Raw genomic sequence first — 25,005 nt, 5'->3', positions numbered from 1 at the left:
AGTGACGGGGTTCCGGGCCGAGTCGGCGCGTCCCTGGGCGGGCCCGCACCACAGGTAGCGAGTGATATTCGTCACTATCGAGCGCCTCGGATGCCGGCTGGTGGTCGCGACCACCGCTACCTGCGGGATCTGTGGTCTGCGCACTTCCCGCCGACCGAATCCTGCGGGGGCGCGATCCTTGCGCGTGAAAATTTCACGTACTGCGCCTAGAGGAAGGCGACCGAGCGGTGGCATGCTCCACGAATACCTAACTCCGCATAGTCGTTCCGCGACACCGAGTATCCACAAGGGAGTGACAGTTCCCGTGGCAGCACCTCCGACAGTGCCGGTTCAGCCGCGACGGGCGGGCTCGGTCCCGCTGCGTCATGTGGTGCCCAATCTGTTCCGCGATCCGGCCCGCACCCTGGTCGAGTTGGGCGAGCGGTCGCAGGGCGAGGTGGTGAAGCTCAGCCTCGGTGCGTTCCGGCCCTACCTGATCACCCGACCGGAGCACCTGCAGCGGGTACTGCGCGAGAAGTCCGACAACTACGTCCGTGCCGGCGACGGTCTCCAGTGGCGCCCGCTGAAGCGGTTGTTCGGCGACGGCATTCTCAGTGACGGCGATTACTGGAAGAACAGCCGCCACGTGCTCCAGCCGCTGTTCACCGCTCGGCGGGTCGACTCGCTGGTGGACCGGCTGGCCGAGGCGATCGAGGAAGTGGTCGACGAACTGGATGAGCCGGCCCGCGCCGGCCAGCCCGTCGACATGGGCACCGTGCAGGCTCGGATCGTCTGCTCGGCGATCATGCGGGTCTTCTTCGCCGACAAGATCTCGGTGCCGCAGGCGATGCGCATCATGGAGGCGCAGGACGCGATCGCCTGGTCGGTGATGCCGCGGCTGTTGGTGCCGTGGGCGCCGTTGGCCATGCCGATGCCCGGCGACCGCGCGTTCCGTCAGGCAGTTCAACTCATCGACGACACTGTGCTCCCGATCGTCCGCGCCGCCCGGGGAACGGCCGAGACCGATGGCGACGACATCATCGCCACGCTGTGGCGGGGCCGCACGGAGGCTGGCGGTCGGCTCGACGAGCGGCAGGTCCGTGACGACACCGTCTCCATGGTCGCCACCACCACCGAGACCACGATCAGCGTGCTGACCTGGCTCTGGCCGCACATCGCGCAGGACGAACAGATCGCCGAGCGACTGTACGAGGAGATCGACCGGGTGGTCGGCGACGCTCCGGTCCGGCGCGAGCACCTGCGCGAGCTGCGTTACACCCGACAGGTGCTCGACGAACTGCTGCGGCTCTATCCGATCGGCTGGCTCTTCCCGCGCCGCGCCCTGGAAGCCGACGTGATCGGCGGCGTACGCATCGAGGCCGGCGCCACTCTCGTGGTCAGCCCGCTGATCACCCACCGGATGTCCGCGTTCTGGGACCGGCCCGAGGTCTTCGACCCCGACCGCTTCGACCCCGAGCAGGTCCGCAACCGGCACCGGTACGCGCATTTCCCGTTCGGCGGCGGCCCACACCAGTGCATCGGCATGCACCTGTTCTATCTGGAGGCCATGCTGATCGTGGCCACCCTCCTGAGCCGGTTCCGGTTCCGCCTGGAGCGGCAGGCTCTGCCCGGTATCAAGGTGGCGGCCGCGCTGCGGCCCCTCCAGCGTGTCGAGGTGACCCTGCAGCCGGTACGGAGTGTCTCCGCATGACCGCTGAGCTCGCGTCGCTGCCGGATACCGGTAGCGACCAGATGGCGCTGGCCGCGGAGCAGGGCCGGATCTGCGCCCTCGCCGCGAAGGGCCAACGTGACCTGGCCGAACGCGCTGCGGCGTACCCCGATCTCTTCCCGGCGCGACCGTTCGACCCGGCGCTGTTCGGCAACGTCGCGATGGCGATCGCATTCGGGGCGCCCTGGTGTGACCTCGCCCAGTTGCGCGTCACGAACCGGGCCGTGCTGTGGGGCTTCGCGGTCGACTGGCTCGTCGACCACGAGGCGCGTACCCGTGACGAGATCGACCGGTTGACGGCGGGCTGCCTCGCCGTGGCCGAGGGCGGGAAACCGGCGGAGGACGACTCTCTCGGCCGCTTTCTCGCCGAATTGCACGACGAACTGGCCGCCGTGCCGGCGTACGCGACCCACGGGGCGGTATGGCGGAACGAGTTGCGGACGATGCTCGACGCCATGGCGCGGGAGTGGGACTGGAAGCAGACCGCCAGCACCGGCGTGCTGCCCACCCTGGACGAGTACCTGGCCAACGCGGCGAACCTGGCCTGCACAGTGGTCAACGTCGTGCACTGGATCCACTCCGGCGATCCCGCGACGCTGGCCCACCTCGACGCGCTCGTCGCGGCCAGTGACCAGGTGCAGCGGATCCTCCGACTCGTCAACGACCTCGCGACCTACGAACGCGACCAGCGGTGGGGGGACCTCAACGCGCTGATGTTGGTGCCGGAGCGGGCCGACATCGAGCGCCAGATCACCGGCCTGGTGGCGTACGCCCGCGAGCTGCTCGACCCGCTGCGCGCAAGCTGCCCGGTGCAGGCCGACTACCTCGCCCGCCAGATCGGCTTCAGCACCGGCTTCTACCGGTCGACCGACTTCTGGGGCGTGCTGTGACCACCTCACCGGCCGCCGCCGATGCCGGCAACGAGTCCGACATGGCCGCATCGGCCCGGGAGTTGCTCGCCGCCATGGTGCTCGAGCCGGCGGGCCGGGTCACCCCGTCGGTGTACGAGACCGGCCGGGTCGTCGCGGACGCGCCGTGGCTCACCGGGCACGACCGGCGGCTGCGGTACCTGCTGGACGAACAGCGTTCCGATGGCGGGTGGGGTGGCGCCGGCGGCTACGCGGTGGTGCCGACGGTGAGCGCGGTGGAGGCGCTGCTCGGCACACTGCGGGGCACCCAGGGATCCTCTCGGCCCGAGCTGGCCGCCGCGGCGAGCCGCGGGCTGGGCGTGCTCGCCGACTGGCTCGGAAGGGGCACGCCGCTCCCGGACACACCGGCGTCCGACCTCATCGTGGCGGCCCTGGTGCAGCGGATCAACGACCACCTCACCTTCTTTGCCGCACGCCCCGGTCGGGGCATCGTCGACGGGGTCCGCGCCCTGCCCGGCGTGGACCGACGGCGGCTCGACGCGGTACACGCGCTGGTGGGCGCCGGACGTCCGGTGCCGCAGAAGCTGCTGCACGCCTTCGAGGTGCTCGGACCGGTCGCGCGTCGGCACGACGGCGTGTCCCCGATCGCCGGGGCCGTGGGTGCCTCGCCGGCGGCCACCGCCGCCTGGATCGGCGACCCGGCGACCCCCGGCACGGACCCGGAGGCGCTGGCCTACCTGAGGGCGGCTGTCGGCCTCCTCGACGGACCGGTGCCCTGCTGTACGCCGATCACGGTGTTCGAGCGGGCCTGGGCGCTGAGCAGCCTGGCCCGAGCGGGGGTGCCGATCCGGCCCGTGCCGAAGCTCATCGCCGAGTTGACCGCCGCGCTCGGGCCGCAGGGCACGCCGACCGGGCCAGGACTACCGGCCGACGCGGACACCACCTCGGTCGCTCTCTACGCTCTCGCCCGCCTCGGTCACCCGGTGGATCCGGCGAGCCTGCTCCACTTCGACCTCGGCAGCCACTTCTGCACCTGGCGGGGGGAGGACGGGCGGTCGGTCACCACGAACGCGCACGTGCTGGAGGCGCTCGGCTGGCACGCCCGTCACACGTCGGCGGCCGCGAGCCGCTACGGCGGCCGTGCGGCGGCGCTGGCCGGGTGGCTGGGCGACGAGCAGCAGCCCGACGGCTCCTGGGTGGACCGCTGGCACGCTTCGCCCTACTACGCCACCTCGTGCGTCGTGGCAGCCCTCGACCGGTACGCCCCGGCCGGGATCGCCGGATCGGCGGTGGACCGCGCCGTTGACTGGGTGGTCGCCACCCAACGGACGGACGGGACGTGGGGACGCTGGACCGGCACCGTGGAGGAGACCGCGTACGCCCTGCACGTCCTGCTGGGGGTCCATCGACCAGCCGGGCCGGGCGTACGAGAGGCGATCGGTCGCGGGTTGCGTCACCTGACCGAGACAGACGATGACCACGACCATCCTCCATTGTGGCATGACAAAGATCTCTACACACCCGTGCTGATCGTCCGTGCGGCCATTCTCGCGGTCCGGCAGTTGGCCCTGACCAGATCCGACCTGGTCAACGACATGGACAGGGCGCCACTCCGGCCACGTACGGCTGTCCCATGATCAGCGGCGCTTGAGCGCGACCCCGGACGCTGCTAGCGTGCGCCGGGGTCGATGCGTTCACTCCGCACTTCTGCTGATCAATCACACAGGTCGCGCCAGGGACGGTGTAATGGGTTCCCGCAGTACGAATCTGCGTACCAAGGTCGTTGCTCTGCTCGTCTCACTCGTGGCGCTCTGGGGCTTCACGGCCTGGGTCACCGTCCGGGACGGGGTCAACCTGCTCGGCGTGCAGACCCTGGACACGAAGGTCTTCGATCCCACCGAGCCGCTGCTGTTGCAGTTGCAGTTGGAGCGTCGGACGTCGCTGACCTACCTCGGTCGACCCGACGACGAGCAGCGCGCCACGCTGGCCCAGACGCGGCAGCGCACCGACCAGCTGGCGGCGAAGTTTACGAAGTCCACCGAGAACTGGCAGGTCAGCGCGCTGGGCAGCGACACCCTCCACCAGCGGATCAAGGCTCTCATCACCGGGCTGAACGACCTGGACAAGACCCGTACGGCGGTCGACGGCCGGAGCATCGACCGGGCCGAGACCTTCGCGACCTTCACCGGGGTGATCGAGTCGATCTACCGGGTCTACGACGCGCTCGGCAACCTCGACGACGAGCAGGTCGCCGAGGACACCGCCGCGCTGATCGGCCTCAACCGGTCCCGGGAGCTGCTGTCCCAGGAGGACGCGCTGCTGGCCGGCGTGCTGGCCGCCGGGCGCATCACTACGGCCGAGCGGGCGGAGTTCACCCGGATCGTCGGCGCCCGACAGTTCGTCGCCACCTCGGCACTGGTCCGGCTCCCCGCCACCGACCAGCGCCGCTACGAGACGATGTCGACGGGCGCCACCTTCAACCAGCTGACCGCCCTGGAGACCCAGGTCATGCACGCCGGTGGTGCCGGCCGGCCGGCCGTGAACGCGACGGAGTGGACCGACACCACCGCTCCGGCGCTGACCGAGATCAGTGAGGTCGTGCTGGCCGGTGGCGACGGCGTGGTCGACCGGGCGACCCCGGTCGCCATCGGCGTCGTCGTCCGGTTGGCGCTGGCCACCGGCCTCGGTCTGCTCGCCGTCATCGCCTCGATCGTCGTGTCCATCACCACCGCCCGCGCCCTGGTACGGCAGCTGGAACGGCTGCGTAGCGCCGCCTTCCGCCTGGCCAACGAGCGGCTGCCCAGCGTGGTCGAGCGGCTCGGTCGCGGCGAGGAGGTCGACGTGGCCACCGAGGCGCCACCCCTGGAGTTCGGCACCGACGAGATCGGCCAGGTCGGCAAGGCGTTCAACGCGGTCCAGGAGACCGCCCTGCGCACCGCCGTCGAGCAGGCCGACCTGCGCCGCAACGTCCGCGAGGTCTTCCTCAGCCTGGCCCGACGTACCCAGGCGCTGGTGCACCGCCAGCTCACCCTGCTGGACGCGATGGAGCGGCGCGAACAGGACGCGGAGGAGCTGGAGGACCTGTTCCGGGTCGACCACCTGGCCACCCGGATGCGGCGCAACGCGGAAAACCTGATCGTGCTCTCCGGCTCCACCCCGGGCCGCGCCTGGCGGCGCAACGTGCCGATGGTCGACGTGGTGCGCGGCGCGGTGGCCGAGGTGGAGGACTACACGCGGGTCAACGTGCTGCCGCTCGGGCCGGTCTCGCTGGCGGGCCGCGCGGTCGGCGACATCATCCACCTGCTCGCCGAGCTGATCGAGAACGGCCTGTCGTTCTCCCCGCCGCACACCACGGTGGAGGTTCGTGGCCAACTGGTCGCCAACGGTTTCGCCATCGAGATCGAGGACCGGGGCCTCGGCATGAGCGAGGAGGACCTAACCGCGGCGAACCACCGGATCGTGGACCGGTCCGAGCTGAACCTCGCCAACGCCGCCCGCCTCGGCCTCTACGTGGTGAGCCGGCTGACCGAGCGGCACGGCGTGCGGGTGCGGCTCAAGGAGTCGGCGTACGGCGGCACCACCGCTGTCGTGCTGATCCCGCTGGAGCTGGTCACCGAGAACGGCGCGTCCCCGGAGGACTCCGGCGCGATGCGGGCCGGGTCACCGGCCATTCCGCTGGCCGCGTCGCCGACCGTCGGCCCCGTGGGCGCCGCCGACGGCGGTCGCCCGGCCACCCTCGCGCTGGCCGCACCACCGGCAGCAGCGGGTACGACGGCGCCCGACGTACCGGACCCGGTGACCCCGGCCGCCCCGGCGCCGGTCCCGGCCGGCATGCCGGTGTCGACCGATGCCACCAGTCTGACGGCGCAGACCGATGGGACCGATGTGGACGCCTCCTCCCTGCCCACCCGCCAGCGGACGACGCCGGCCGCCGGGTCGTCGGAGCTGCCCAGCAGGGCCCGGCGCGCCCTCGGTCAGCCGGCCCTGGACGGCCCGACGATGCCCACCGGCCTGCCCTCGGTCGACCGCGTCGGACCAACGGACAGCGCCGGCGTCGGCGAGCCGAGCGCGGACGGCGGGCCGCTGCCCGCCCGGGCCGAGACGGACCGGACGGACTCGGGCCTGCCGGTGCGGGTCCGACAGGCGAGCATCGTGCCCGAGCTGCGCGACGACCCTGCGGCGACGGAGACCGACGAGGAGGACGTGGCGCGCCCGCCGGAGCAGGTGCGCCGGATGATGAGTTCCTACCAGAGCGGCACGCGGCGAGGTCGGACCGACGCGGCACGACTGATCGGCGGCACGTCCGGCGCCCCGCCGGCGGCGACGCCCGACCCGACCGACGAGGACCCGCGCACTACCTGACCGGGCGCCGGTGATGCGGGTTTCCGCGCGGCGTGATGGTCAGCCCCAGACGAGTACGGCGAAAACAGCCGGGGGAGAAGAGGACGACGAGTGGCCCAGAAGACGGCTTCGAGTGCCGACCTGACGTGGTTGCTGGATGATCTTGTTGGTCGGGTGAAGCAGGCCGAGCATGCGGTCGCGCTCTCCACCGACGGGCTGTTGATGGCCTCCTCGCAGGGGCTGAGCCGGGACGACGGCGAGCACCTCGCGGCGATGGCTGCCGGCATCCAGAGCCTGGCCCGGGGCGCCGGCAAGCGCTTCGGTGGCGGGCAGGTGCAGCAGACCATCATCGAGATGCAGTCGTCGTTCCTGTTCGTCACCGCGGCCGGGCGCAACGCCTGCCTGGCGGTGCTGGCCAGCGAGGACGCCGATGTCGGCCTGATCGCGTACGAGATGGCGATGCTCGTCACCCGCGTCGGCAAGTACGTCGCCTCCCCATCCCGCGGCGCCGACCAGCCGGCCGGCGAGAAGTAGCGGCCATGACGGTGCAGGGAGAAGCCGCGGACCAGCAGTGGGTGGATGACCATGCGGGCCCGGTGGTCCGCCCGTACGCGATGACGCGCGGGCGGGCCCGCCCGGTCACCGGCACGTTCGACCTGATCTCCCTGGTCACCGCGACCCGAGCCGACGTCACACCGGAGGTCGGCCTCGGTCCGGAGCACCTGGCGATCGTCGGACTGTGCCAACGAATACAGTCCGTCGCCGAGATCGCCGCCCATCTCGACCTGCCGGTGGGCACCATCCGGGTGCTCCTCGGCGACCTGGCGGCCCGCAGCCTGGTACAGGTCCGCGGGCCACAGACCACGGCCGGTCTTCCCGACAACAGCATCTTCGAGGCGGTAATCAATGGACTACGGGCACTCTGACCGGCCGGCGGGAGCGACCCCACTGCCCACCGCGATCAAGATCCTGGTCGCCGGTGGCTTCGGCGTGGGCAAGACCACCATGGTCGGCGCGGTGAGCGAGACCCGGCCGTTGCGCACCGAGGAGGTGCTGACCGAGTCCGGGGTCGGCATCGACGACCTGTCCGGGGTGGAGGAGAAGACCACCACCACCGTGGCGATGGACTTCGGCCGGATCACCATCAGTGACGACCTGGTGCTCTACCTGTTCGGCACGCCGGGGCAGGACCGGTTCTGGTTCGTCTGGGACGAGCTGGCGCTGGGCGCGATCGGCGCGGTGGTGCTGGCGGACACCCGCCGGCTGGCCGACTGCTTCCCGTCGATCGACTACTTCGAGGGCCGGGGCACCCCGTTCGTGGTCGCGGTCAACTGCTTCGAGGGGGCCCGGCAGTACCGGCTCGACGAGGTGCAGTCCGCGCTGAACCTCGACCCGGGCGTGCCGGTGCTGCTCTGCGACGCCCGCCAGCGCGAGTCCAGCAAGGAGGTGCTCGTCACGCTGATGGAGCACGCCATGAAGACCCGGGAGGCCCGCCGCCGCGCCGCCAGCGCGAACTGACCGACGCGGGGAGATTTTCCGGCACCCGGTGTCCGGAACGGCCGCGGCCGATCGTCATGCTGGCGATACCCGGACACACCAGGGAGCGCCCAGATGAAGTACATGATGTTCGTCTGCACCGACACCGAGCCGGACACCGACCCGACCGACGTACCCGACATCCACGCGTGGGTGGCCGAGAACGACGCCCGTGGCCGCCGCCTCGAGGGCGACGCGTTGGCGCCCACCACCGCGGCCACCACCGTTCGCGTGCGCGGCGGGGAGCTGCTCGTCTCCGACGGGCCGTTCGCCGAGACCACGGAGGTGATCGTGGGATTCGACCTGCTCGACTGCGCCGACCTCGACGAGGCGATCGAGGTGGCGCGGGCCCACCCGATGGCCCGGCACGGACGGCTGGAACTGCGCCCGTTCGCGGGCCTGCCCGCCTGACCGGGTGACCCGTACCGAAACACCGGACGGTGCGTGGCACGCGAGCGCCGACCGGGTGACCGGCACACCGGCGGCTGCGGCGGCGGAGGCCGTCGCGGCCGCCGGCGCCGAGGCGTACGCACGGATCGTCGCGACCCTGATCCGGGTGACCGGGGACTGGGCGCTGGCCGAGGACTGCGCCCAGGAGGCGTTGACCGTCGCCCTGGAGCGCTGGCCCGGCGACGGCGTGCCGGCGAACCCGGGCGGCTGGCTGATGACGGTGGCCCGCAACCGGGCGATCGACGTGCTGCGCCGGGCCGCCGTGGAGCGCCGCAAGCTGCACGACCTGGCGGTGCTCACGCCGGCCGACGCGGAGCCCAGCCTCGGCGTGGGGGAGGACGTGGTGGACGACCGGCTGCGACTGATCTTCACGTGCTGCCACCCGGCGCTCGCGATCGAGGCCCGGGTGGCGTTGACGCTGCGCACCGTCTGCGGTGTGCCCACCGCCGCCATCGCCCGGCTCCTCCTGGTCAGCGAGTCGACGATGACCCGACGGCTGACCCGGGCCCGGACCCGCATCGCGCAGGCGGGCATCCCGTACGGGGTGCCGAGCGGGCCGGCGCTGACCGAGCGGCTGCCCGGCGTGCTCGCCGTGCTGTACCTGCTTTTCACCCGGGGCTACGTCGCCGACGGCGAACCGGCCTTCGCCGACGAGGCGGTCCGGCTGGCCCGGCTGCTCGACCGGCTGATGCCGGAGCAGTCCGAGGTCGCCGCAATGCTGGCGCTGTTCCTGTTCCAGCACTCCCGCCGGGACGCCCGTCGCGACGCTGCCGGTGCGCTGCTCACGCTCGACCGGCAGGACCGCCGCCGGTGGGACAACAGCGCGATCGCGGAGGGGCTCGCCGCACTGGCCCGGGCACGCCACGACGGGCCGTACGCGTGGCAGGCCCGGATCGCCGCCTGCCACGCCACCGCCGCGTCCGCCGAGGCCACCGACTGGCCGGCGATCGCACGGGCCTACGACGCGTTGAGCGGCATCCGACCCTCGCCGGTGGTGGCGCTCAACCGCGCGGTCGCGCACGGCTACGCGTACGGTCCGGCCGCCGGGTTGGCGTTGCTCGACGCGGCCCGCGCCGGGGGCGGGCTGGACGGCTACCCGCACGCCGTTGCTGTCGAGGCCGACCTGGTGGCTCGGCAGGGCGACCGGCTGCGCGCCGCCACCCTGTTCCGGCGGGCCGCCGAGGCGGTGGGCTCCGCCGCGGAGCGACGCGCCCTGTTGAGCCGGGCCGTGGAGCTCGCCCCGTAGCCCGTCGCGCTGGCGTGGGGCTCCGAACGCGGCAGGGCCCCTGACCGCTCGCGGCGATCAGGGGCCCTGGTGACGTCGGTGCGTCAGTTGGCGATCATGCGGCGCAGCACGTACTGCAGGATGCCGCCGTGCCGGTAGTAGTCCGCCTCGCCCGGGGTGTCGATCCGGACCACCGCGTCGAACTCGACGCCGGTGTCGGTGGTGACCTTCACCGTGCGCGGGGTCTCGCCATCGTTGAGCGCGGTCACCCCGGTGAAGGTGAACGTCTCGGTGCCGGTGAGGCCGAGCGACTCGGCGGTGGTGTCCACCGGGAACTGCAGCGGCAGCACGCCCATGCCGATCAGGTTGGAGCGGTGGATCCGCTCGTAGGACTCGGCGATGACCGCCCGGACGCCCAGCAGCATGGTGCCCTTGGCCGCCCAGTCCCGCGACGAGCCCGAGCCGTACTCCTTGCCGGCCAGGATGACCAGCGGGATGCCGGCCTCCTGGTAGGCCATGGAGGCGTCGTAGATCGAGGACTGCTCGCCGGTGAGGTGGTTGACGGTGAAGCCGCCCTCCACCCCGGGGACCAGCTGGTTGCGCAGCCGGATGTTGGCGAAGGTGCCCCGGATCATCACCTCGTGGTTGCCCCGGCGCGAGCCGTATGAGTTGAACTCGTGCCGCGGCACGCCGTGCTCGGCCAGGTACTGACCGGCCGGGGAGTCGGCCTTGATCGAGCCGGCCGGCGAGATGTGGTCGGTGGTCACCGAATCACCCAGCTTGGCCAGCACCCGGGCGTCGGCGATGTCGGTCACCGGGCTCGGCTCCTGCTGCATGCCCTCGAAGTACGGGGGCTTGCGCACGTAGGTGGAGTCGTCCGCCCAGGCGAAAGTGTCGCCGGTCGGGGTGGGCAGCGACTGCCACCGCTCGTCGCCGGCGAAGACGTCGGCGTACGCGGCGCTGAACCCGGTGGCGCCGATCGCCTGGGCGATGACGTCCTGGATCTCGGCGCTGTTCGGCCAGATCTCGCGCAGGAAGACGGGGTTGCCCTCGTTGTCCTCGCCGATCGGCTCGTTGGCCAGGTCGATGTCCATCGTGCCGGCCAGCGCGTACGCGACCACCAGCGGCGGGGACGCCAGGTAGTTCATCTTGACGTCCGGGTTGATCCGGCCCTCGAAGTTCCGGTTGCCGGACAGTACCGAGACGACGGCGAGGTCCTTCTCGTTGACCGCGGCGGACACCTCCTCCGGCAGCGGGCCGGAGTTGCCGATGCAGGTGGTGCAGCCGTAGCCGACCAGGTTGAAGCCGAGCTTGTCCAGGTACGGGGTGAGGCCGGCGCGCTCGTAGTAGTCCATGACGACCTTGGAGCCGGGCGCCAGCGTGGTCTTGACCCACGGCTTGCGGGTCAGGCCCTTCTCCACCGCGTTGCGAGCCAGCAGCGCGGCGCCGATCATCACCTGCGGGTTGGAGGTGTTGGTGCAGGAGGTGATCGCGGCGATCACCACGGCACCGTGGTCCAGCTCGTACTCGACGCCGTCGGCGCCGGTGACCCGGATCGGGTCGGTGGCCCGACCGCCGGAGCCGACCGCCGCCGTCTCCAGGTCGCGCGGCTCGTCGGCCGGGTCGCTGAACTCGTTGGCCGGCGGGTCGCTGGCCGGGAACGACTCGGCGCTGGCCTCGTCGGCCGGGCCGTTGGCACCGCGCGGCAGTTCCTCGCGGGGCACGCCCGGCTTGAGGTCGCGCTCGCCGGCGGAGTCGTCGGCGACGTAGTCGGTCAGCGCCGAGCGGAACAGCGTCTTGGCACTGCCCAGCGGCACCCGGTCCTGCGGGCGCTTCGGGCCGGCCAGCGACGGCTCGATGGTGCTCAGGTCGAGCTCCAGGCGCTCGGAGTACTCCGGCTCCGCGTCCGGGTCGTGCCAGAGGCCCTGCTCCTTGGCGTACGCCTCGACGAGCGCGACCTGCGCGTCGTCCCGGCCGGTCAGCTTCAGGTAGCGGACCGTCTCGGCGTCGATCGGGAAGATCGCCACGGTGGAGCCGTACTCCGGGGACATGTTGCCGATGGTGGCCCGGTTGGCCAGCGGCACCGCGCTCACGCCGGGGCCGTAGAACTCGACGAACTTGCCGACCACGCCGTGCTTGCGCAGCATCTCGGTGATGGTCAGCACCAGGTCGGTGGCGGTGGTGCCGGCCGGCATCTCGCCGTGCAGCTTGAAGCCCACCACGCGGGGGATCAGCATGCTGACCGGCTGGCCGAGCATCGCGGCCTCGGCCTCGATGCCGCCGACGCCCCAGCCCAGCACGCCCAGGCCGTTGACCATCGTGGTGTGCGAGTCGGTGCCGACCACCGTGTCGGGGTACGCCTGGCCGTTGCGCTCCATGATGGTGCGGGCCAGGTACTCGATGTTGACCTGGTGCACGATGCCGGTGCCCGGCGGGACGACCTTGAACTCGTTGAACGCGGTCTGGCCCCAGCGCAGGAACTGGTAGCGCTCCTTGTTGCGCTCGTACTCCAGCTCGACGTTGCGCTCGAAGGCGTCCGCGCGGCCGAACAGGTCGGCGATGACGGAGTGGTCGATGACCAGCTCGGCCGGGGCGAGGGGGTTGACCTTGGTGGCGTCGCCGCCCAGGTCGCGCACCGCCTCGCGCATGGTGGCCAGGTCGACCACGCAGGGCACGCCGGTGAAGTCCTGCATCAGCACCCGCGCGGGGGTGAACTGGATTTCCACGCTCGGGGCGGCGGTGGAGTCCCACCCGCCGAGCTGGCGGATGTGGTCGGCGGTGATGTTCGCGCCGTCCTCGGTCCGCAGCAGGTTCTCCAGCAGGATCTTCAGGCTGTACGGCAGCCGGTCGTGGCCGTCCACCTTGTCGATCTTGAAAATCTCGTAGCTCGCGTCTCCGACGCGTAGCTGGGTCTTCGCACCGAAGGTGTCGAGGCTCGCCACGTCGTACTCCTTCACACCAGCGACCGTGAGTAGTCCTGAGCAGTGTGTCGCACCGGCCGAGGTGCCGCCGAGGTTAGGTGACACTTACCGGTGATTCCGCTCTCAACAAAACCGTACGTCCGTCTTGCTAGTTACGCAACCCGACGGGTCCGGGCCGCGCCCCATCCCCAGCCTCCTAGGACGCGCCAGCGAACGTACGGCCAGCCACGTGACCGGGAGTCACGCCGCAGGGGCAGATCCGGCCGGCCAGCCGCAGGTAGGGTTCGAGGCCGGACGAGGAAGGGGTCGACGGTGTTCGACGTTCAGCACTGGCTCGTGTCGCTGCCGCCGATCGCGGTCTACCTGCTCGTCGCCGGTGTGATCGGCGTGGAGAGCATGGGCGTCCCACTGCCCGGCGAGATCGTTCTGGTCAGCTCCGCCCTGCTCGCCGCCACCGGCGTGGTGGAACCGGAGTGGGTCGCCACCGCCGCTGCCACCGGCGCGATCATCGGCGACTCCGTCGGGTACGCGGTGGGCCGCCGGGGTGGCCGCCCACTGCTGGCCCGGCTGGGCCGGCGCTTCCCCCGACATCTCGGCCCGGCGCAGCTCGCCCGCGCCGAGCAGAGCTTCGCCCGGTACGGCGTCTGGGCAGTCTTCTTCGGCCGGTTCGTGGCACTACTGCGGATCCTGGCCGGCCCGCTCGCCGGGGCACTGCACGTGCCGTACCGGCGGTTCCTGCTGGCCAACGCGGCCGGCGGGCTGGTCTGGGCGTTCGGCACCACCTACCTGCTGTTCACCGTGGGCCGCGCGGCCGAGCACTGGCTCAAGGACATCTCCTGGGCCGGGCTGGTCCTCGCGGTGCTCGCCGGCCTCGCCAGCACGTGGTGGCTGCGCCGACGTGCCCACCGGTTCGAGACGGCCGAACCGACCCCGGACGCCGAGCCGGTCCGCGCGGGCAGCGAATAAGACTGACCCGGACGTGACGAAAGGGCCGGACCCCTGGTGGGGGTCCGGCCCTTGTCGGTTTGGTGTTGGGGGTCAGCTGGTGGCGTAGCCGCGGGTGGCGATCCAGTCGGCGAGGTGCTCGACGGTGACCTCGTAGGAGGCGGTGTTCGGATCGGCCGAGTCGGCGATCTTCACGACGTTGCCGTTGTCGCGGTAGCCCACGACGCTGATGTAGTGCCCGCCCTCGAAGGAGTGCGCGGCGCCGTCGGTGTCGGTGGTGGTGCCGGCGATGTTCGCCACCACGGCCCGACCGTCATCCACGGTGCGCACGATGTCGCCGCGCAGCTTGTCGGTCTGCTTACCGTCAGCACTCTGGCTGGAGATCTCCACCGAGTGGTAGGCGTGCTTCTTGCCGGTCTCCTTGTTCAGCACCGGGGTGATGTCGTTGATCGAGTCGGTGCCGGCCTCGGTGGTGCCCATCTCCTTGGCCATCGCGTCCACGCTGATGTCCTTACCCTGCACCGACAGGGCGTTACGCGTCGCGGCCGGACCGCAGTAGTAGAAGTTCGGCTGCGCCTCGTACCGCACACCCAGCTGACGCTCACCCGACGGCTTACGCTCCGACTGGGTCTGCGTGGCCGGCTTGGCGTCCGACGCGGCGTACGCGGCGGTCACCGGCCCGGCGATAGCACCACCGGTGAACGCGAGCCCAGCAGCGGTCAGAGCAGTCTTACGAATCAGATCGGTACGCATAACGGCGTGCTCCTCTGCATCAGGGGTACGCACGACACACACAAAAACGGGGACGTGCGTCGCACGGGAAAAACAAGGAGGAAAGAAGTTCGGAGGGGATCTGCCCGGCGGCACCAGGGGCCTGCACGGGTGTCCGGGGGATGTAACCGTCGCGGCCAACCGGGTGTTCCACGGCCGGCGGCTACGGGGGATGTAACCACGGCGCCCTGGCCGGTGTCCCACGGCCGGCGGCTACCGGGGATCTAACCGCGGCGCCCTGGCCGGTGTTCCCGACCGCTACCGCACCGGGCCGGGGGCCACGGTGATCTGCCAGGTATAACCACCCCGGGCGGCCCCCGATTCCACCCCACGGGTGGCCCCGACCACGCCACACCGACCCCAGCAACGGACACCGCGCCCAACGGCACCGATCCCGAACCGGACATTCAGGCCGCCGGATCCTGAACCCACCGACGTCAAGATCCGCGCAGTTTCCGGGAAATGCTGCCTCCCGACGCGCCGAGGCCACACCTTTCCCCGAAGTTGCGCAGATCAATATGACTCTGAGGTATCACGTTGAATGGCGATCTCGTCCGGGACCCGCCTCGTCAAGTTGATCGACTCGGTGTCGGCGATGTCGGCGGGTCCTCGGCAGGGATGCCCCGATGTCGGCAATACGGAGTCGATCAACCCCTCAGCGGCCGAGCCGAGGTTGCTCTGGGGTGCCGCATGCAAGATCTGCGCACCTTCTGGGAAACCGTGGCCTCGACGCCTCGGGAGGCAGCACTTTCCCGGAAGTTGCGCCGATCTTGACCATCGGCGTGGGGCACGCAACCGCGTTGGCGTGTGGATCAGGTGGCGTCGAGGAGATCCAGGACCGCGTCTCGGGCGGCCAGGACGGCCGCCTCGGACTGCGGCGTGTGGTCGAGGATGTCGAAGGAGTGCTGCCCGTCGGGCACCTCGATGACCCGTACCGGCCGGTCATGGGTCGTCGCCGCCGCGAGGAACTCCTCGATGCCGGCGAGGATCGGCGGTATGTCCCGCCCCGCCCTGGTCAGCACCAGCGGGACGCCCGCACCGGAGCCGAGGGCGTCGACGGGCAGGAACCTTGCGTCGACCTGCCAGCCGGGAAGCGGGGTGAGCAGCGGGTAGGTCAGCGCGATCCCGCGTAGCCACGGCGGCGCCGCGCGCAACCAGTCGGCCGACAGCAGGCCCCCGCCGGAGAAGAACCAGAGCACCACCCGGTCGGGGTCGACCCGGGGTTCGGCGCGGACCTGCTCGACCATCCCGGCGATGTCGTCGGCCGTGGCGGGTAGCGCCGACAGTTCGGCGACCTGGTAGCTGATCAGCGCGGCGACCAGACCGCTCTCGGCGAGCAGCGCGCCGTAGCCGCGGTAGAGCAGCCAGTCGCGGGGGTCGGGAACATCCGGCGGCAGCGGGGCGCCGTGTACCACCACGACGGCGGGTGCGAGACCGGCGACGGCGGGCAGGTGCAGGTCGACGCTGCCGTGCCGCTCGACCGGCGCGGCGGGGGAGGACAGGACAAAGGGTCGCTGAGCGACGGGCGTCGTCATGACCGGATGATATCGATCATGGATCTGCTCAGCTGCCCGTTGACCGTCCACGGGGAGCGTCGAGGCGGGTGTCAGGCCGGGTCGGCGGGTTTCCCGGCGTCGCTCGCCTGGGCGTGCCGTTCGAGCAGCCGCTGCCGGATCTCCTCCGGCGTGTACGCGCGCCGACGTCGTTCGGCCCGCGCGATGACCACACCGGAGGCCGCGACCCCGGCGAGGCCGGCCAGCCCGAGGACCTTCCACCACCGCATTCGTTGCCGCATCGGCCTAGGCTAGACCCTCATGAGCATCAGCCTGGACGAGGCCGTCGAGTTGACCCGCACCGGCGACGTGTGGGTGTTCCGGGGTCGCAGCGTGCCGGACCGGGCGATCCAGTTCACCACCAACAGTCCGGTCAACCATGTGGGTATGGCGGTGGTGCTGGACGACATGCCGCCGCTGATGTGGCACGCGGAGCTGGGCAGGTCGCTGCCGGATCTGTGGTCCGGCACCCACCAGCGCGGTGTGCAGCTGCACGACCTGCGTGACGCGGTCGGCGTCTGGGCCAACCGGTACGGCCAGCGGGCCTGGCTACGGCAGCTCGATCCACCGGCGGACGGGGAGATGGAACGGGCGGTGTTGCGGACGATCGCGCGGCTGGACGGCACGCCGTTTCCGTCCACCGCGCAGTTGGCCTGGCGGTGGGTGCGTGGTCGGGTGCCGGCGCTGCCGCGACCCGGTCGGCCCGTGCCGCCGTCGACTCCGGCCCCGTCGACGGGTGGGTCGCCGGCGGCCCGGGACCGGGCGTTGGAGACGGCGTACTGCGCCGAGGTGGTGGCGGTGACCTACGAGGCGATGGGGCTGCTGCCGGCTGGCCGGCGTCCGAACTGGTACGACCCGGGGCGGTTCTGGAGTGGGGACGACCTGGGGTTGGCCGCCGACGCCCGGCTGGGTGCGGAGATTGAGGTCCAGGTTCCTCCGCGCTGAGGTTTGACCTGCCCGCTGACCGGCAATTGCTGGGCGGTGAACGCCTCCACCGATCTCGACGCGCTGACCGACTTCTTCGACCGGTACGGCGCGGCGTTGACTTCCGGCGACCTGCCGGCCATCGCCAGCTGCTACGCCCTGCCCGGGTTGGTGGTGGCCGACACCTACAGCTTCTCGTTCAACTCGCCGGCGGCGGTGGCGCTGTCCTTCGTGGGCGCCGCACCCGACTACCAGGACCGGGAGCTGGTGGCGGCGCACGCCCGGATCGAGGATGTGCGGCCGATGTCCGCGCTGCTGACGATGGTGGCGGTGGAGTGGGAGTTCCTGGACAGTCGGGGGCACGCGGTGCCGGGGGAGCGGTACAGCTACCTGCTGCGCACCACCGGTGAGGGGCCGGTCATCTGCACGGTTGTCCGGACGGCCTGATCAACCGGCGCGACCGAGCCGTTTTCCGCTCCGGGCCGGCTGGTCGGCCGGATCCGTGCCCGCCCGGTTTCCGGTCTGGCCGGTGCTGGCTACGCTGGCGCGTTGGCGGGGGACGAGGGGGGACCTGATGGCGGTGCGGCCGGACGGTGCGGAGGGTGCGCGGGCGGCCCGGGTGCTGGCGTCGGTGCCGTGGATCGTGGTGCTGCTCGGCGTCTGCGCGCTGGTGGTGTTGTTGGTGGTCGCGCTGCTGTCGTTCCGTACCCGGGAGCGGGAGGCCACGTCGCAGGCTGCGCCGCCGGTGTTCCTGCCGACCGTGCCGGCCGCCGCGTCGGCCACGGCGACGGCGACTCCGACCGGGGCGGAGCGGCGCACGCCGTCGCCGCGGCCGTCGAGCAGCAGCCGGATGCCGTCGCCGCGGGTCAGCACCAGCTCGCCGGCTCCGGGCCGGACGAGCGCCCCGGCGGCGCCGGTGGTGCCGCTGGGTCCGGCGGACGGGACGGTCACGGCCCGGTACCAGGGCGGAACGGATGGGTGGGACGGGACCGAGGCGGTGCTGTCGGTCACGAACGCGTCGGGTGGGGCGCTGGACTGGCGGGTGGAGCTGGCGTTCGGCGACGATGTGCGGGGGCTGCGGGTCAGCGGCGACTCGGGGGTTTCGGTGTGGGCGGGCGGGGACGGCGATTTCGTGCTGCGTGGCACCCGTTCGCTGGCCTCGGGTGACACCTGGACGCTGCGGCTGCGGCTGCGGCTCGGCCGGGACGTATCGGGGGAGTGGCCGGACCGGTGCACGGTCAACGGAGTCGACTGCCAGCTCGGTTGACCTGGTGCCCGGTTCGGCGGGCCGTGCGGTGCCGCCGCCGGAGCTTCCGGGTCTGGCCGCCGGTGGCTACGCTGCCCGGACGGCCGGCTGAGGGAGGTTCATGTCCGGCATGCGTCGGTCCCGTGGTCCGGCCGCTGTCGCGTCGTCGCCCTGGATCGTGGTGTTCGCCGGCGTCGTGGTGATGGTGGTCCTGCTCTTCATGGCGCTGGGCGCGTATCGGGGATGTAGTCCGGCGTCGGATGAGGCATCGGCGCTGCCACCGGCGCTGTCGCTGCCGCAGGGTCCGGTCCCGCCCACCGTCTCGACGCCGACGCCCCCGGGATCGTCGGCGCCGCCGTTGCGGCCGGGGCTGTCCCCGCGCGCGAGTGGACTGTCGCCGAGCGCGTCGGCCGGGTCGCGGCCGTCGACGGCCGGCCGGACGGGCGGGCCGGCGACGAGCAGGCCGGCGACAGGGCCAATGCAGAGCGTTCCCGTGGTGAGTGGGCGGTACCGGGTCGTGCAGAGCTTCGACGGGGGTTTCATCGGCGAGGTGCTGATCGTCAACCGGGCCGTCGAGGACCGGGGCTGGACGGTGCGGTTGGACTTCGGCGGTGGGCGGTTCGTGACCGCCTGGGTGGAGGGCGTGCCACAGGGGACGGTGCGGCAGACCGGCGGCGGCTTCACGTACGCCAGTGGGGTGGACGTGCCGGCCGGCGGGTCGGCGACGTTGCGGTTCCATCTGGAGCGGGCGTTGACCACGCCGCAAGGGTGCACGGTCGACGGGGTGCGCTGCACTGGGTTCTGACTTGGACGGTCGTCGGTGGACGCACGGTTGGTGCGCGATGCTTTCGCAAGGCGGTTGCTCTGTTACGACTTTGTTTGCAAGGTATTGCAGATTGTTTCGGCAAGGGTTAGCGTGCGGCCAATCACGACCAGAGGAAGGCCGTCGATGAAACCCCCGCCGACACCGCGTACCGCCCTGCTCGCCCTCGTCTCCCTGCTCACCCTCACCCTTGTCGGCAGTCCGGTCGCGGTGCGTCCCGCCGCTGCGGACCCCCGGCCGTCCGGCGCCGACCCCCTCGCTGTCGCCGGCGCGGCCCAGTGGCGCGACGAGCCCACCGCCGAGGCGCTGCTGAAGGCGGGCAGCGACAGCGCCCGCGCCGAGCAGTTCTACTTCGTCCTGCCGGACCGGTTCGCCAACGGCGATCCCCGTAACGACCGGGGCGACCTCGCCGGTGACCGGCTGCGTACCGGGCTCGACCCGACCGACAAGGGCTTCTACCACGGCGGCGACCTGAAGGGCGTCATCGACAAGCTGGACTACATCCAGGGGATGGGCACCACGGCCATCTGGCTCGCCCCGATCTTCAAGAACCGGCCGGTGCAGGGCGCCGGCGACGACATCTCGGCCGGCTACCACGGCTACTGGATCACCGACTTCACCCAGGTCGACCCGCACTTCGGCACCAACGAGGAGATGAAGCGGCTGGTCAAGCTCGCCCACCAGCGCGGCATCAAGATCTACCTCGATGTGATCGTCAACCACACCGCCGACGTCATCAAGTACGCCGAGGACAAGTACGCCTACGTGGACAAGGCGACCTCGCCGTACACCGACGCGCAGGGGCGGGCGTTCGAGGACCGCAACTACGCCGACGGCACCCGCGCCTTCCCCCGGGTGAACCAGGCGTCGTTCCCGTACACCCCGACGTTCGCCGAGCCGAAGGACGCCACGGTCAAGGTCCCGGCCTGGCTGAACGACGCCACCATGTACCACAACCGGGGTGACTCCACCTTCGCCGGCGAGAACAGCGAGTACGGCGACTTCTTCGGTCTCGACGACCTCTGGACCGAGCGCCCCGAGGTGGTCCAGGGCCTGACCAAGGCGTACGGGGACTGGATCGGCGCGATCGGCGTCGACGGCTTCCGGCTGGACACCGTCAAGCACGTCAACATGGACTTCTGGCCGCAGTTCAGCCAGGGCATCGAGCGGGCCGCCGAGAAGGCGGGCAAGAAGGACTTCTTCATGTTCGGCGAGGTGTACAGCGCCGATCCGGAGGTCAGCTCCAGCTACGTCCGGCAGGGTGGCCTGCCAGCCACCCTCGACTTCGCGTTCCAGGAGGCCGCGCGGGGCTACACCGCCGGCGCCGGCTCGGCGAAGGCGCTCGCCGACGTGTACGCCCGCGACGACCTCTACGCCGCCCGGGACACCGACGCGGGCCGGCTCACCACCTTCCTCGGCAACCACGACATGGGCCGGATCGGCTCGTTCATCGCTGGCGGGGGCGCCGACCCGGCCACCCACCTGCGCCGCGACCAGCTCGCGCACCAGCTGATGTTCCTCACCCGGGGCCAGCCGGTGATCTATTCCGGCGACGAGCAGGGCTTCACCGGCCCCGGCGGGGACAAGGACGCCCGGCAGGACATGTTCGCCTCGAAGGTCGCCGACTACCTCGACGACGACCTGCTCGGCACGGACCGCACCCACGCCAGTGACCAGTTCGACCCCACCCACCCGCTGTACCGGACCATCGCCGAGCTGGGCAGGCTGCGCCAGGCGCATCCGGCGCTGCGCGACGGCGTGCAGGTCACCCGGTACGCCGCCGACGGCCCGGGCGTCTTCGCCGCCTCCCGGATCGCCGCCGCCGACCGCACGGAGTACGTGGTGGCGGTGAACAACGCCGACACCGCGCAGACTGTCAGCGTGGCCACCTGGTCGGTCGGCGCCACCTTCACCGGCATCTACGGTTCGACCAGCACCGCCACCGCTGGTGCCGACGGCAAGCTGACCCTGACGGTGCCGCCGCTGTCGGCGGTGGTGCACCGGGGCGGCACGCCCGTCGCGCAGCCCGCCGGCAATCCGACCATCACCATCACCGCCCCCGCGCCGGACGCGCCGGCGGCCACCCGGGCCGCGGTCACTGCGCAGGTGAGCGGTGACCCGCTGGCCACCGTCACCGTGGCGGCCCGCGTCGCCGGCGGTCGGTGGACGCTGCTGGGCAGCGCCGACCACGCGCCGTACACCGTGCAGCACGACCTGACCGGGCTGGCCGGTGGGACGCCGGTGGAGTACAAGGCGGTGGTCCGCGACGGGCGGGGCCGCACCGCGACCGCCCGGTCCACCGCGATCGTGGGCACGCCGGAGCGGGGCGGGTCCCGGGAGTGGGCGGTGGTGCACTACCAACGTCCCGCCGGCGGGTACGACGACTGGGGGTTGTACGCCTGGGGTGACATCGACCCGGCGTACGTCACCGAGTGGCCGAAGGGGCAGCCGTTCGCGGGGGAGGATTCCTACGGCCGGTTCGCCTGGGTCAAGCTCAAGCCCGGCGCGACGTCGGTGAGCTTCCTGGTCGTCGACAGGAACGGCACCAAGGATGTCGGCGCGGACCGCAGCATCGACGTCACGCGGACCGGCGAGGTCTGGCTCAAGCAGGGTGATCCGGCCGTCTATCCGACCCGGCAGGCGGCCACCGGTGAACCGGACCCGCCGGTCGAGGACGGCACCGCGGTGATCCACTACCGGAGGGCCGACGGCAATTACGCCGGCTGGGGCCTGCACCTGTGGGACGGCGCCGCCAACCCGACCGAGTGGTCCGCCCCGTTCGAGCCGACCTCCATCGACGCGTTCGGGGCGGTGTTCCGGGTGCCGCTGGCGGCCGGGGCGACCGGGCTGAACTACATCATCCACCAGGGCGACACCAAGGACCTGCCCGACGATCAGCGGCTCGATTTCGCCAGCGCGGGCCGGGAGGTGTGGTTGCTCGCCGCCACACCGGGCCGGCTGCTGCCCTCCACCGCGACCGGCGCCGGCCGGGACATCGACATCACCAAGCAGAAGGCGCACTGGATCGACCGGTCCACCGTGGCGTGGCAGACCGGGCCGACCGACGGCAGGACGTACGCGCTGGTCACCGCCCCGGCGGGCGGCGTGGGTGTGGCCGACGGGGAGCTGACCGGGACGTACACCACGCTGCCGCTGCGGGCGCAGCGCAACGGGCTCACCGAGGCCCAGCGCGCCGCGTTCCCGCACCTGTGGTCGTACCGCGGCTTCAGCCTGGACCGGGGTGACCTGGCCAAGGTGCCGGCGGCGCTGCGCGGGCAGTTGCTCGTCACCGAGCGCGACGCCGAGGGGGCCCTGCTGGCCGCCACCGGCGTGCAGATCCCCGGCGTGCTCGACGACGTGTACTCCCGCGCCACCCAGGTCACCCTGGGGCCGGCCTTCGCCGGCCGTACGCCGAGCCTGGCGCTGTGGGCGCCGACCGCCCGGACGGTGGCGCTGCAACTCTTCGACTCGCCCACCGCGCAGCCGACGACGGTGCCGATGCGCCGCGACGACCGCACCGGCGTCTGGTCGGCACGCGGTAGCCACGCCTGGACCGGGAAGTACTACCGGTACCAGGTGCAGGCGTGGCAGCCGGCGGCGCAGCGGATGGTCACCGCCTCGGTGACCGACCCGTACTCGGTGGCCCTGGCGGCGGACTCCACGCACAGCCAGCTGGTCGACCTGAACGATCCGGCGCTGGCCCCGGCGGGCTGGCGGACGCTGCGCAAGCCGGCCCCGGTGCCGGCGGCGAAGGCGCAGGTCTCCGAGCTGTCGGTGCGGGACTTCTCCATCGCCGACGACACCGTGCCGGCCGAGCGGCGGGGCACGTTCCTCGCCTTCACCGATCCGAAGACCGCCGGTATGACCCACCTCAGGGCGCTCGGCGACGCCGGCGTCACGCACCTGCACCTGCTGCCGGCGTTCGACTTCGCGACCATCCCCGAGAAGCGGGCCGACCAGCGCCAGCCGTCCTGTGACCTGGCGGCGCTGCCACCGGATTCCGAGGAGCAGCAGAAGTGCGTGGCGGCGGTCGCCGAGGCCGACGGCTACAACTGGGGTTACGACCCGCTGCACTACACCGTGCCGGAGGGTGGCTACGCGGTCGACCCGGCCGGGGCGGCGCGGACCACCGAGTTCCGGCGGATGGTTGCCGGGGTGAACGACGCCGGCCTGCGGGTGGTCATGGACGTGGTCTACAACCACACCTCGGCGGCCGGCGCCGACGCGAAGTCGGTGCTCGACCAGGTGGTGCCCGGCTACTACCAGCGGCTGCTGGCGGACGGCACGGTGGCCAACTCCACCTGCTGCGCCAACACCGCCCCGGAGCACGCCATGATGGGCAAGCTGGTGGTCGACTCCCTGGTCACCTGGGCCCGGCAGTACAAGGTGGACGGTTTCCGGTTCGACCTGATGGGTCACCACCCGAAGGCGAACATCCTGGCCGTGCGCCAGGCGCTGGACCGGCTGACCGTGGCCCGCGACGGGGTGGACGGCAGGTCGATCCTGCTCTACGGCGAGGGCTGGAACTTCGGCGAGGTCGCCAACGACGCCCGGTTCGTGCAGGCCACCCAGGCCAACATGGCCGGCACCGGCATCGGCACCTTCAACGACCGGCTGCGCGACGCGGTGCGCGGCGGCGGGCCGTTCGACGCCAACCCTCGGGCGCAGGGCTTCGCCTCCGGGCTCTACACCGACCCGAACGGTGATCCGGTCAACGGGTCGCCGGCCGAGCAGAAGGCCCGGCTGCTGCACGCCCACGACCTGATCAAGGTGGGGCTCACCGGCAACCTGCGCGGATACCGGTTCACCGACTCCGCCGGGCGGCAGGTCACCGGCGCGCAGGTGGACTACAACGGCTCGCCGGCCGGCTACACCGCCGCGCCCGGGGAGGCGGTCACCTACGTCGACGCGCACGACAACGAGATTCTGTACGACGCGCTGGCGTACAAGCTGCCGCAGGCCACCGCCGCAATGGACCGCGCTCGGATGCACGTGCTGGCGCTGGGCACGGTGCTGCTGGGTCAGGGCACCGGGTTCGTCACCGCCGGCACCGAGCGGCTGCGGTCGAAGTCGCTGGACCGCAACTCGTACAACTCCGGTGACTGGTTCAACCAGATCCGTTGGGGCTGCGAGCGTGGCAACGGGTTCGGCGCCGGCCTGCCGCCGGCGCAGGACAACGAGGACAAATGGCCGTACGCGAAGCCGCTGCTGGCCGACCCCGCGCTGGTGCCGGACTGCGCGGCGATCAACACCACCGATGCCCGGTACGCCGAGCTGCTGCGCATCCGCGCGTCCTCGCCGGTGTTCGGGCTGAGCACCGCCGAGCAGGTGCAGCAGCGGGTGGCGTTCCCGCTGTCCGGTGCGCAGGAGACGCCGGGCGTGCTGACGATGACCCTGGACAACCGCGGGCTGGGCGGGACGTGGAAGTCGATCACCGTCGTGTTCAACAGCACGCCGGCGGCGGCGAAGCAGACACTGACCGGTCTGCGTGGTGCGGACGTGTCACTGCACCCGGTGCTGCGCACGTCGGCGGATCCGGTGCTGCGCACCGCGTCGTTCGACGCGACGACCGGCACCTTCACCGTGCCGGCGCGGAGCGTGGCGGTGTTCGTGCAGCGCTAGCTCGCACGGGTCGGCCCCCTGCCACCTCCGGTGGCAGGGGGCCGACCTTTTCCGTCGCTGTTTCGCTGTCG

20 protein-coding genes are annotated in these 25,005 nt (G+C 71.7%); 15 read left to right on the top strand and 5 right to left on the bottom strand.

Annotated elements, in window-relative coordinates; all coding sequences use genetic code 11:
- The first annotated feature begins 304 nt into the window (after positions 1-304).
- The 9 genes from BUS84_RS13790 (at position 305) to BUS84_RS13750 (ending at position 10,150) form a co-directional block, all read left to right on the top strand.
- Complete coding sequence (locus BUS84_RS13790) at positions 305-1,690, top strand: cytochrome P450 (protein WP_425293453.1); 1,386 nt, start codon at positions 305-307, stop codon at positions 1,688-1,690.
- Positions 1,687-2,598, top strand: a complete 912-nt coding sequence (locus BUS84_RS13785) for a terpene synthase family protein (RefSeq protein WP_208869669.1) — start codon at positions 1,687-1,689, stop codon at positions 2,596-2,598. The genes BUS84_RS13790 and BUS84_RS13785 overlap by 4 nt, the downstream gene beginning before the upstream one ends.
- Complete coding sequence (locus tag BUS84_RS13780) at positions 2,595-4,214, top strand: prenyltransferase/squalene oxidase repeat-containing protein (RefSeq protein ID WP_244298572.1); 1,620 nt, start codon at positions 2,595-2,597, stop codon at positions 4,212-4,214. Before BUS84_RS13785 ends, BUS84_RS13780 begins: the two co-directional genes overlap by 4 nt.
- A 109-nt stretch (positions 4,215-4,323) precedes the next feature.
- Positions 4,324-6,939, top strand: coding sequence for a sensor histidine kinase (locus tag BUS84_RS13775; RefSeq protein WP_074312737.1), 2,616 nt, complete (start codon positions 4,324-4,326; stop codon positions 6,937-6,939).
- Between the two features lie 90 nt (positions 6,940-7,029).
- Complete coding sequence (locus BUS84_RS13770) at positions 7,030-7,452, top strand: roadblock/LC7 domain-containing protein (protein ID WP_074312735.1); 423 nt, start codon at positions 7,030-7,032, stop codon at positions 7,450-7,452.
- Between the two features lie 5 nt (positions 7,453-7,457).
- Positions 7,458-7,844, top strand: a complete 387-nt coding sequence (locus BUS84_RS13765; RefSeq protein ID WP_074312734.1) for a DUF742 domain-containing protein — start codon at positions 7,458-7,460, stop codon at positions 7,842-7,844.
- A complete protein-coding gene (locus BUS84_RS13760) occupies positions 7,825-8,436 on the top strand; it encodes a GTP-binding protein (RefSeq protein ID WP_074312733.1) in 612 nt (203 codons plus the stop codon). Before BUS84_RS13765 ends, BUS84_RS13760 begins: the two co-directional genes overlap by 20 nt.
- A gap of 93 nt (positions 8,437-8,529) precedes the next feature.
- A complete protein-coding gene (locus tag BUS84_RS13755; protein ID WP_074312732.1) occupies positions 8,530-8,865 on the top strand; it encodes a YciI family protein in 336 nt (111 codons plus the stop codon).
- A 55-nt stretch (positions 8,866-8,920) separates the two neighbouring features.
- The gene (locus BUS84_RS13750; RefSeq protein ID WP_074318778.1) at positions 8,921-10,150 is read left to right on the top strand and encodes an RNA polymerase sigma factor; all 1,230 of its coding nucleotides are present in this window, start codon (positions 8,921-8,923) and stop codon (positions 10,148-10,150) included.
- 83 nt (positions 10,151-10,233) lie between these two features.
- Here the strand turns inward: BUS84_RS13750 and BUS84_RS13745 are convergent, their stop codons facing one another.
- On the bottom strand, positions 10,234-13,086 hold the full coding sequence (locus tag BUS84_RS13745) for an aconitate hydratase (protein ID WP_074312731.1): 2,853 nt from the start codon (positions 13,084-13,086) through the stop codon (positions 10,234-10,236).
- A 276-nt stretch (positions 13,087-13,362) separates the two neighbouring features.
- Between BUS84_RS13745 and BUS84_RS13740 the strand changes: the two genes are divergently transcribed.
- The gene (locus BUS84_RS13740; protein WP_074312730.1) at positions 13,363-14,016 is read left to right on the top strand and encodes a DedA family protein; all 654 of its coding nucleotides are present in this window, start codon (positions 13,363-13,365) and stop codon (positions 14,014-14,016) included.
- 72 nt (positions 14,017-14,088) lie between these two features.
- On the opposite strand, the gene BUS84_RS13735 is transcribed toward BUS84_RS13740, so the two are convergent.
- The 3 genes from BUS84_RS13735 to BUS84_RS13725 all read right to left on the bottom strand — a co-directional run bounded on the left by BUS84_RS13735 (position 14,089) and on the right by BUS84_RS13725 (position 16,561).
- A complete protein-coding gene (locus tag BUS84_RS13735; protein WP_074312729.1) occupies positions 14,089-14,748 on the bottom strand; it encodes a C39 family peptidase in 660 nt (219 codons plus the stop codon).
- Between the two features lie 830 nt (positions 14,749-15,578).
- A complete protein-coding gene (locus tag BUS84_RS13730) occupies positions 15,579-16,301 on the bottom strand; it encodes a dienelactone hydrolase family protein (protein ID WP_074312728.1) in 723 nt (240 codons plus the stop codon).
- A 71-nt stretch (positions 16,302-16,372) separates the two neighbouring features.
- Complete coding sequence (locus BUS84_RS13725; protein WP_074312727.1) at positions 16,373-16,561, bottom strand: hypothetical protein; 189 nt, start codon at positions 16,559-16,561, stop codon at positions 16,373-16,375.
- Positions 16,562-16,580: 19 nt separating this feature from the next.
- Here BUS84_RS13725 and BUS84_RS13720 point away from each other — a divergent pair, with 19 nt between their 5' ends.
- The 3 genes from BUS84_RS13720 (at position 16,581) to BUS84_RS37530 (ending at position 18,510) form a co-directional block, all read left to right on the top strand.
- Entirely contained in the window at positions 16,581-17,264 is a 684-nt protein-coding gene (locus BUS84_RS13720; protein ID WP_074312726.1) for a hypothetical protein, read from the top strand.
- Between the two features lie 36 nt (positions 17,265-17,300).
- The gene (locus BUS84_RS13715; RefSeq protein WP_074312725.1) at positions 17,301-17,690 is read left to right on the top strand and encodes a hypothetical protein; all 390 of its coding nucleotides are present in this window, start codon (positions 17,301-17,303) and stop codon (positions 17,688-17,690) included.
- A gap of 127 nt (positions 17,691-17,817) precedes the next feature.
- Complete coding sequence (locus BUS84_RS37530; RefSeq protein WP_143728422.1) at positions 17,818-18,510, top strand: hypothetical protein; 693 nt, start codon at positions 17,818-17,820, stop codon at positions 18,508-18,510.
- Between the two features lie 66 nt (positions 18,511-18,576).
- Here BUS84_RS37530 and BUS84_RS39895 read toward each other — a convergent pair whose 3' ends face one another.
- A complete protein-coding gene (locus BUS84_RS39895) occupies positions 18,577-19,032 on the bottom strand; it encodes a hypothetical protein (protein WP_244298571.1) in 456 nt (151 codons plus the stop codon).
- Between BUS84_RS39895 and BUS84_RS39890 the strand changes: the two genes are divergently transcribed.
- Positions 19,007-19,294: a cellulose binding domain-containing protein gene (locus BUS84_RS39890; protein WP_244298570.1), complete on the top strand. Its 288-nt coding sequence runs from the start codon at positions 19,007-19,009 to the stop codon at positions 19,292-19,294. The genes BUS84_RS39895 and BUS84_RS39890 overlap by 26 nt on opposite strands.
- Positions 19,295-19,438: 144 nt before the next feature.
- Positions 19,439-24,934: a pullulanase-type alpha-1,6-glucosidase gene (gene pulA / locus BUS84_RS13695; protein ID WP_074312721.1), complete on the top strand. Its 5,496-nt coding sequence runs from the start codon at positions 19,439-19,441 to the stop codon at positions 24,932-24,934.
- Positions 24,935-25,005: the final 71 nt, after the last annotated feature.

It is taken from the genome of Micromonospora cremea, assembly GCF_900143515.1.
GTDB classification, from domain to species: Bacteria; Actinomycetota; Actinomycetes; order Mycobacteriales; family Micromonosporaceae; genus Micromonospora; species Micromonospora cremea.
This window is presented reverse-complemented; position numbering and strand designations above follow the sequence as displayed.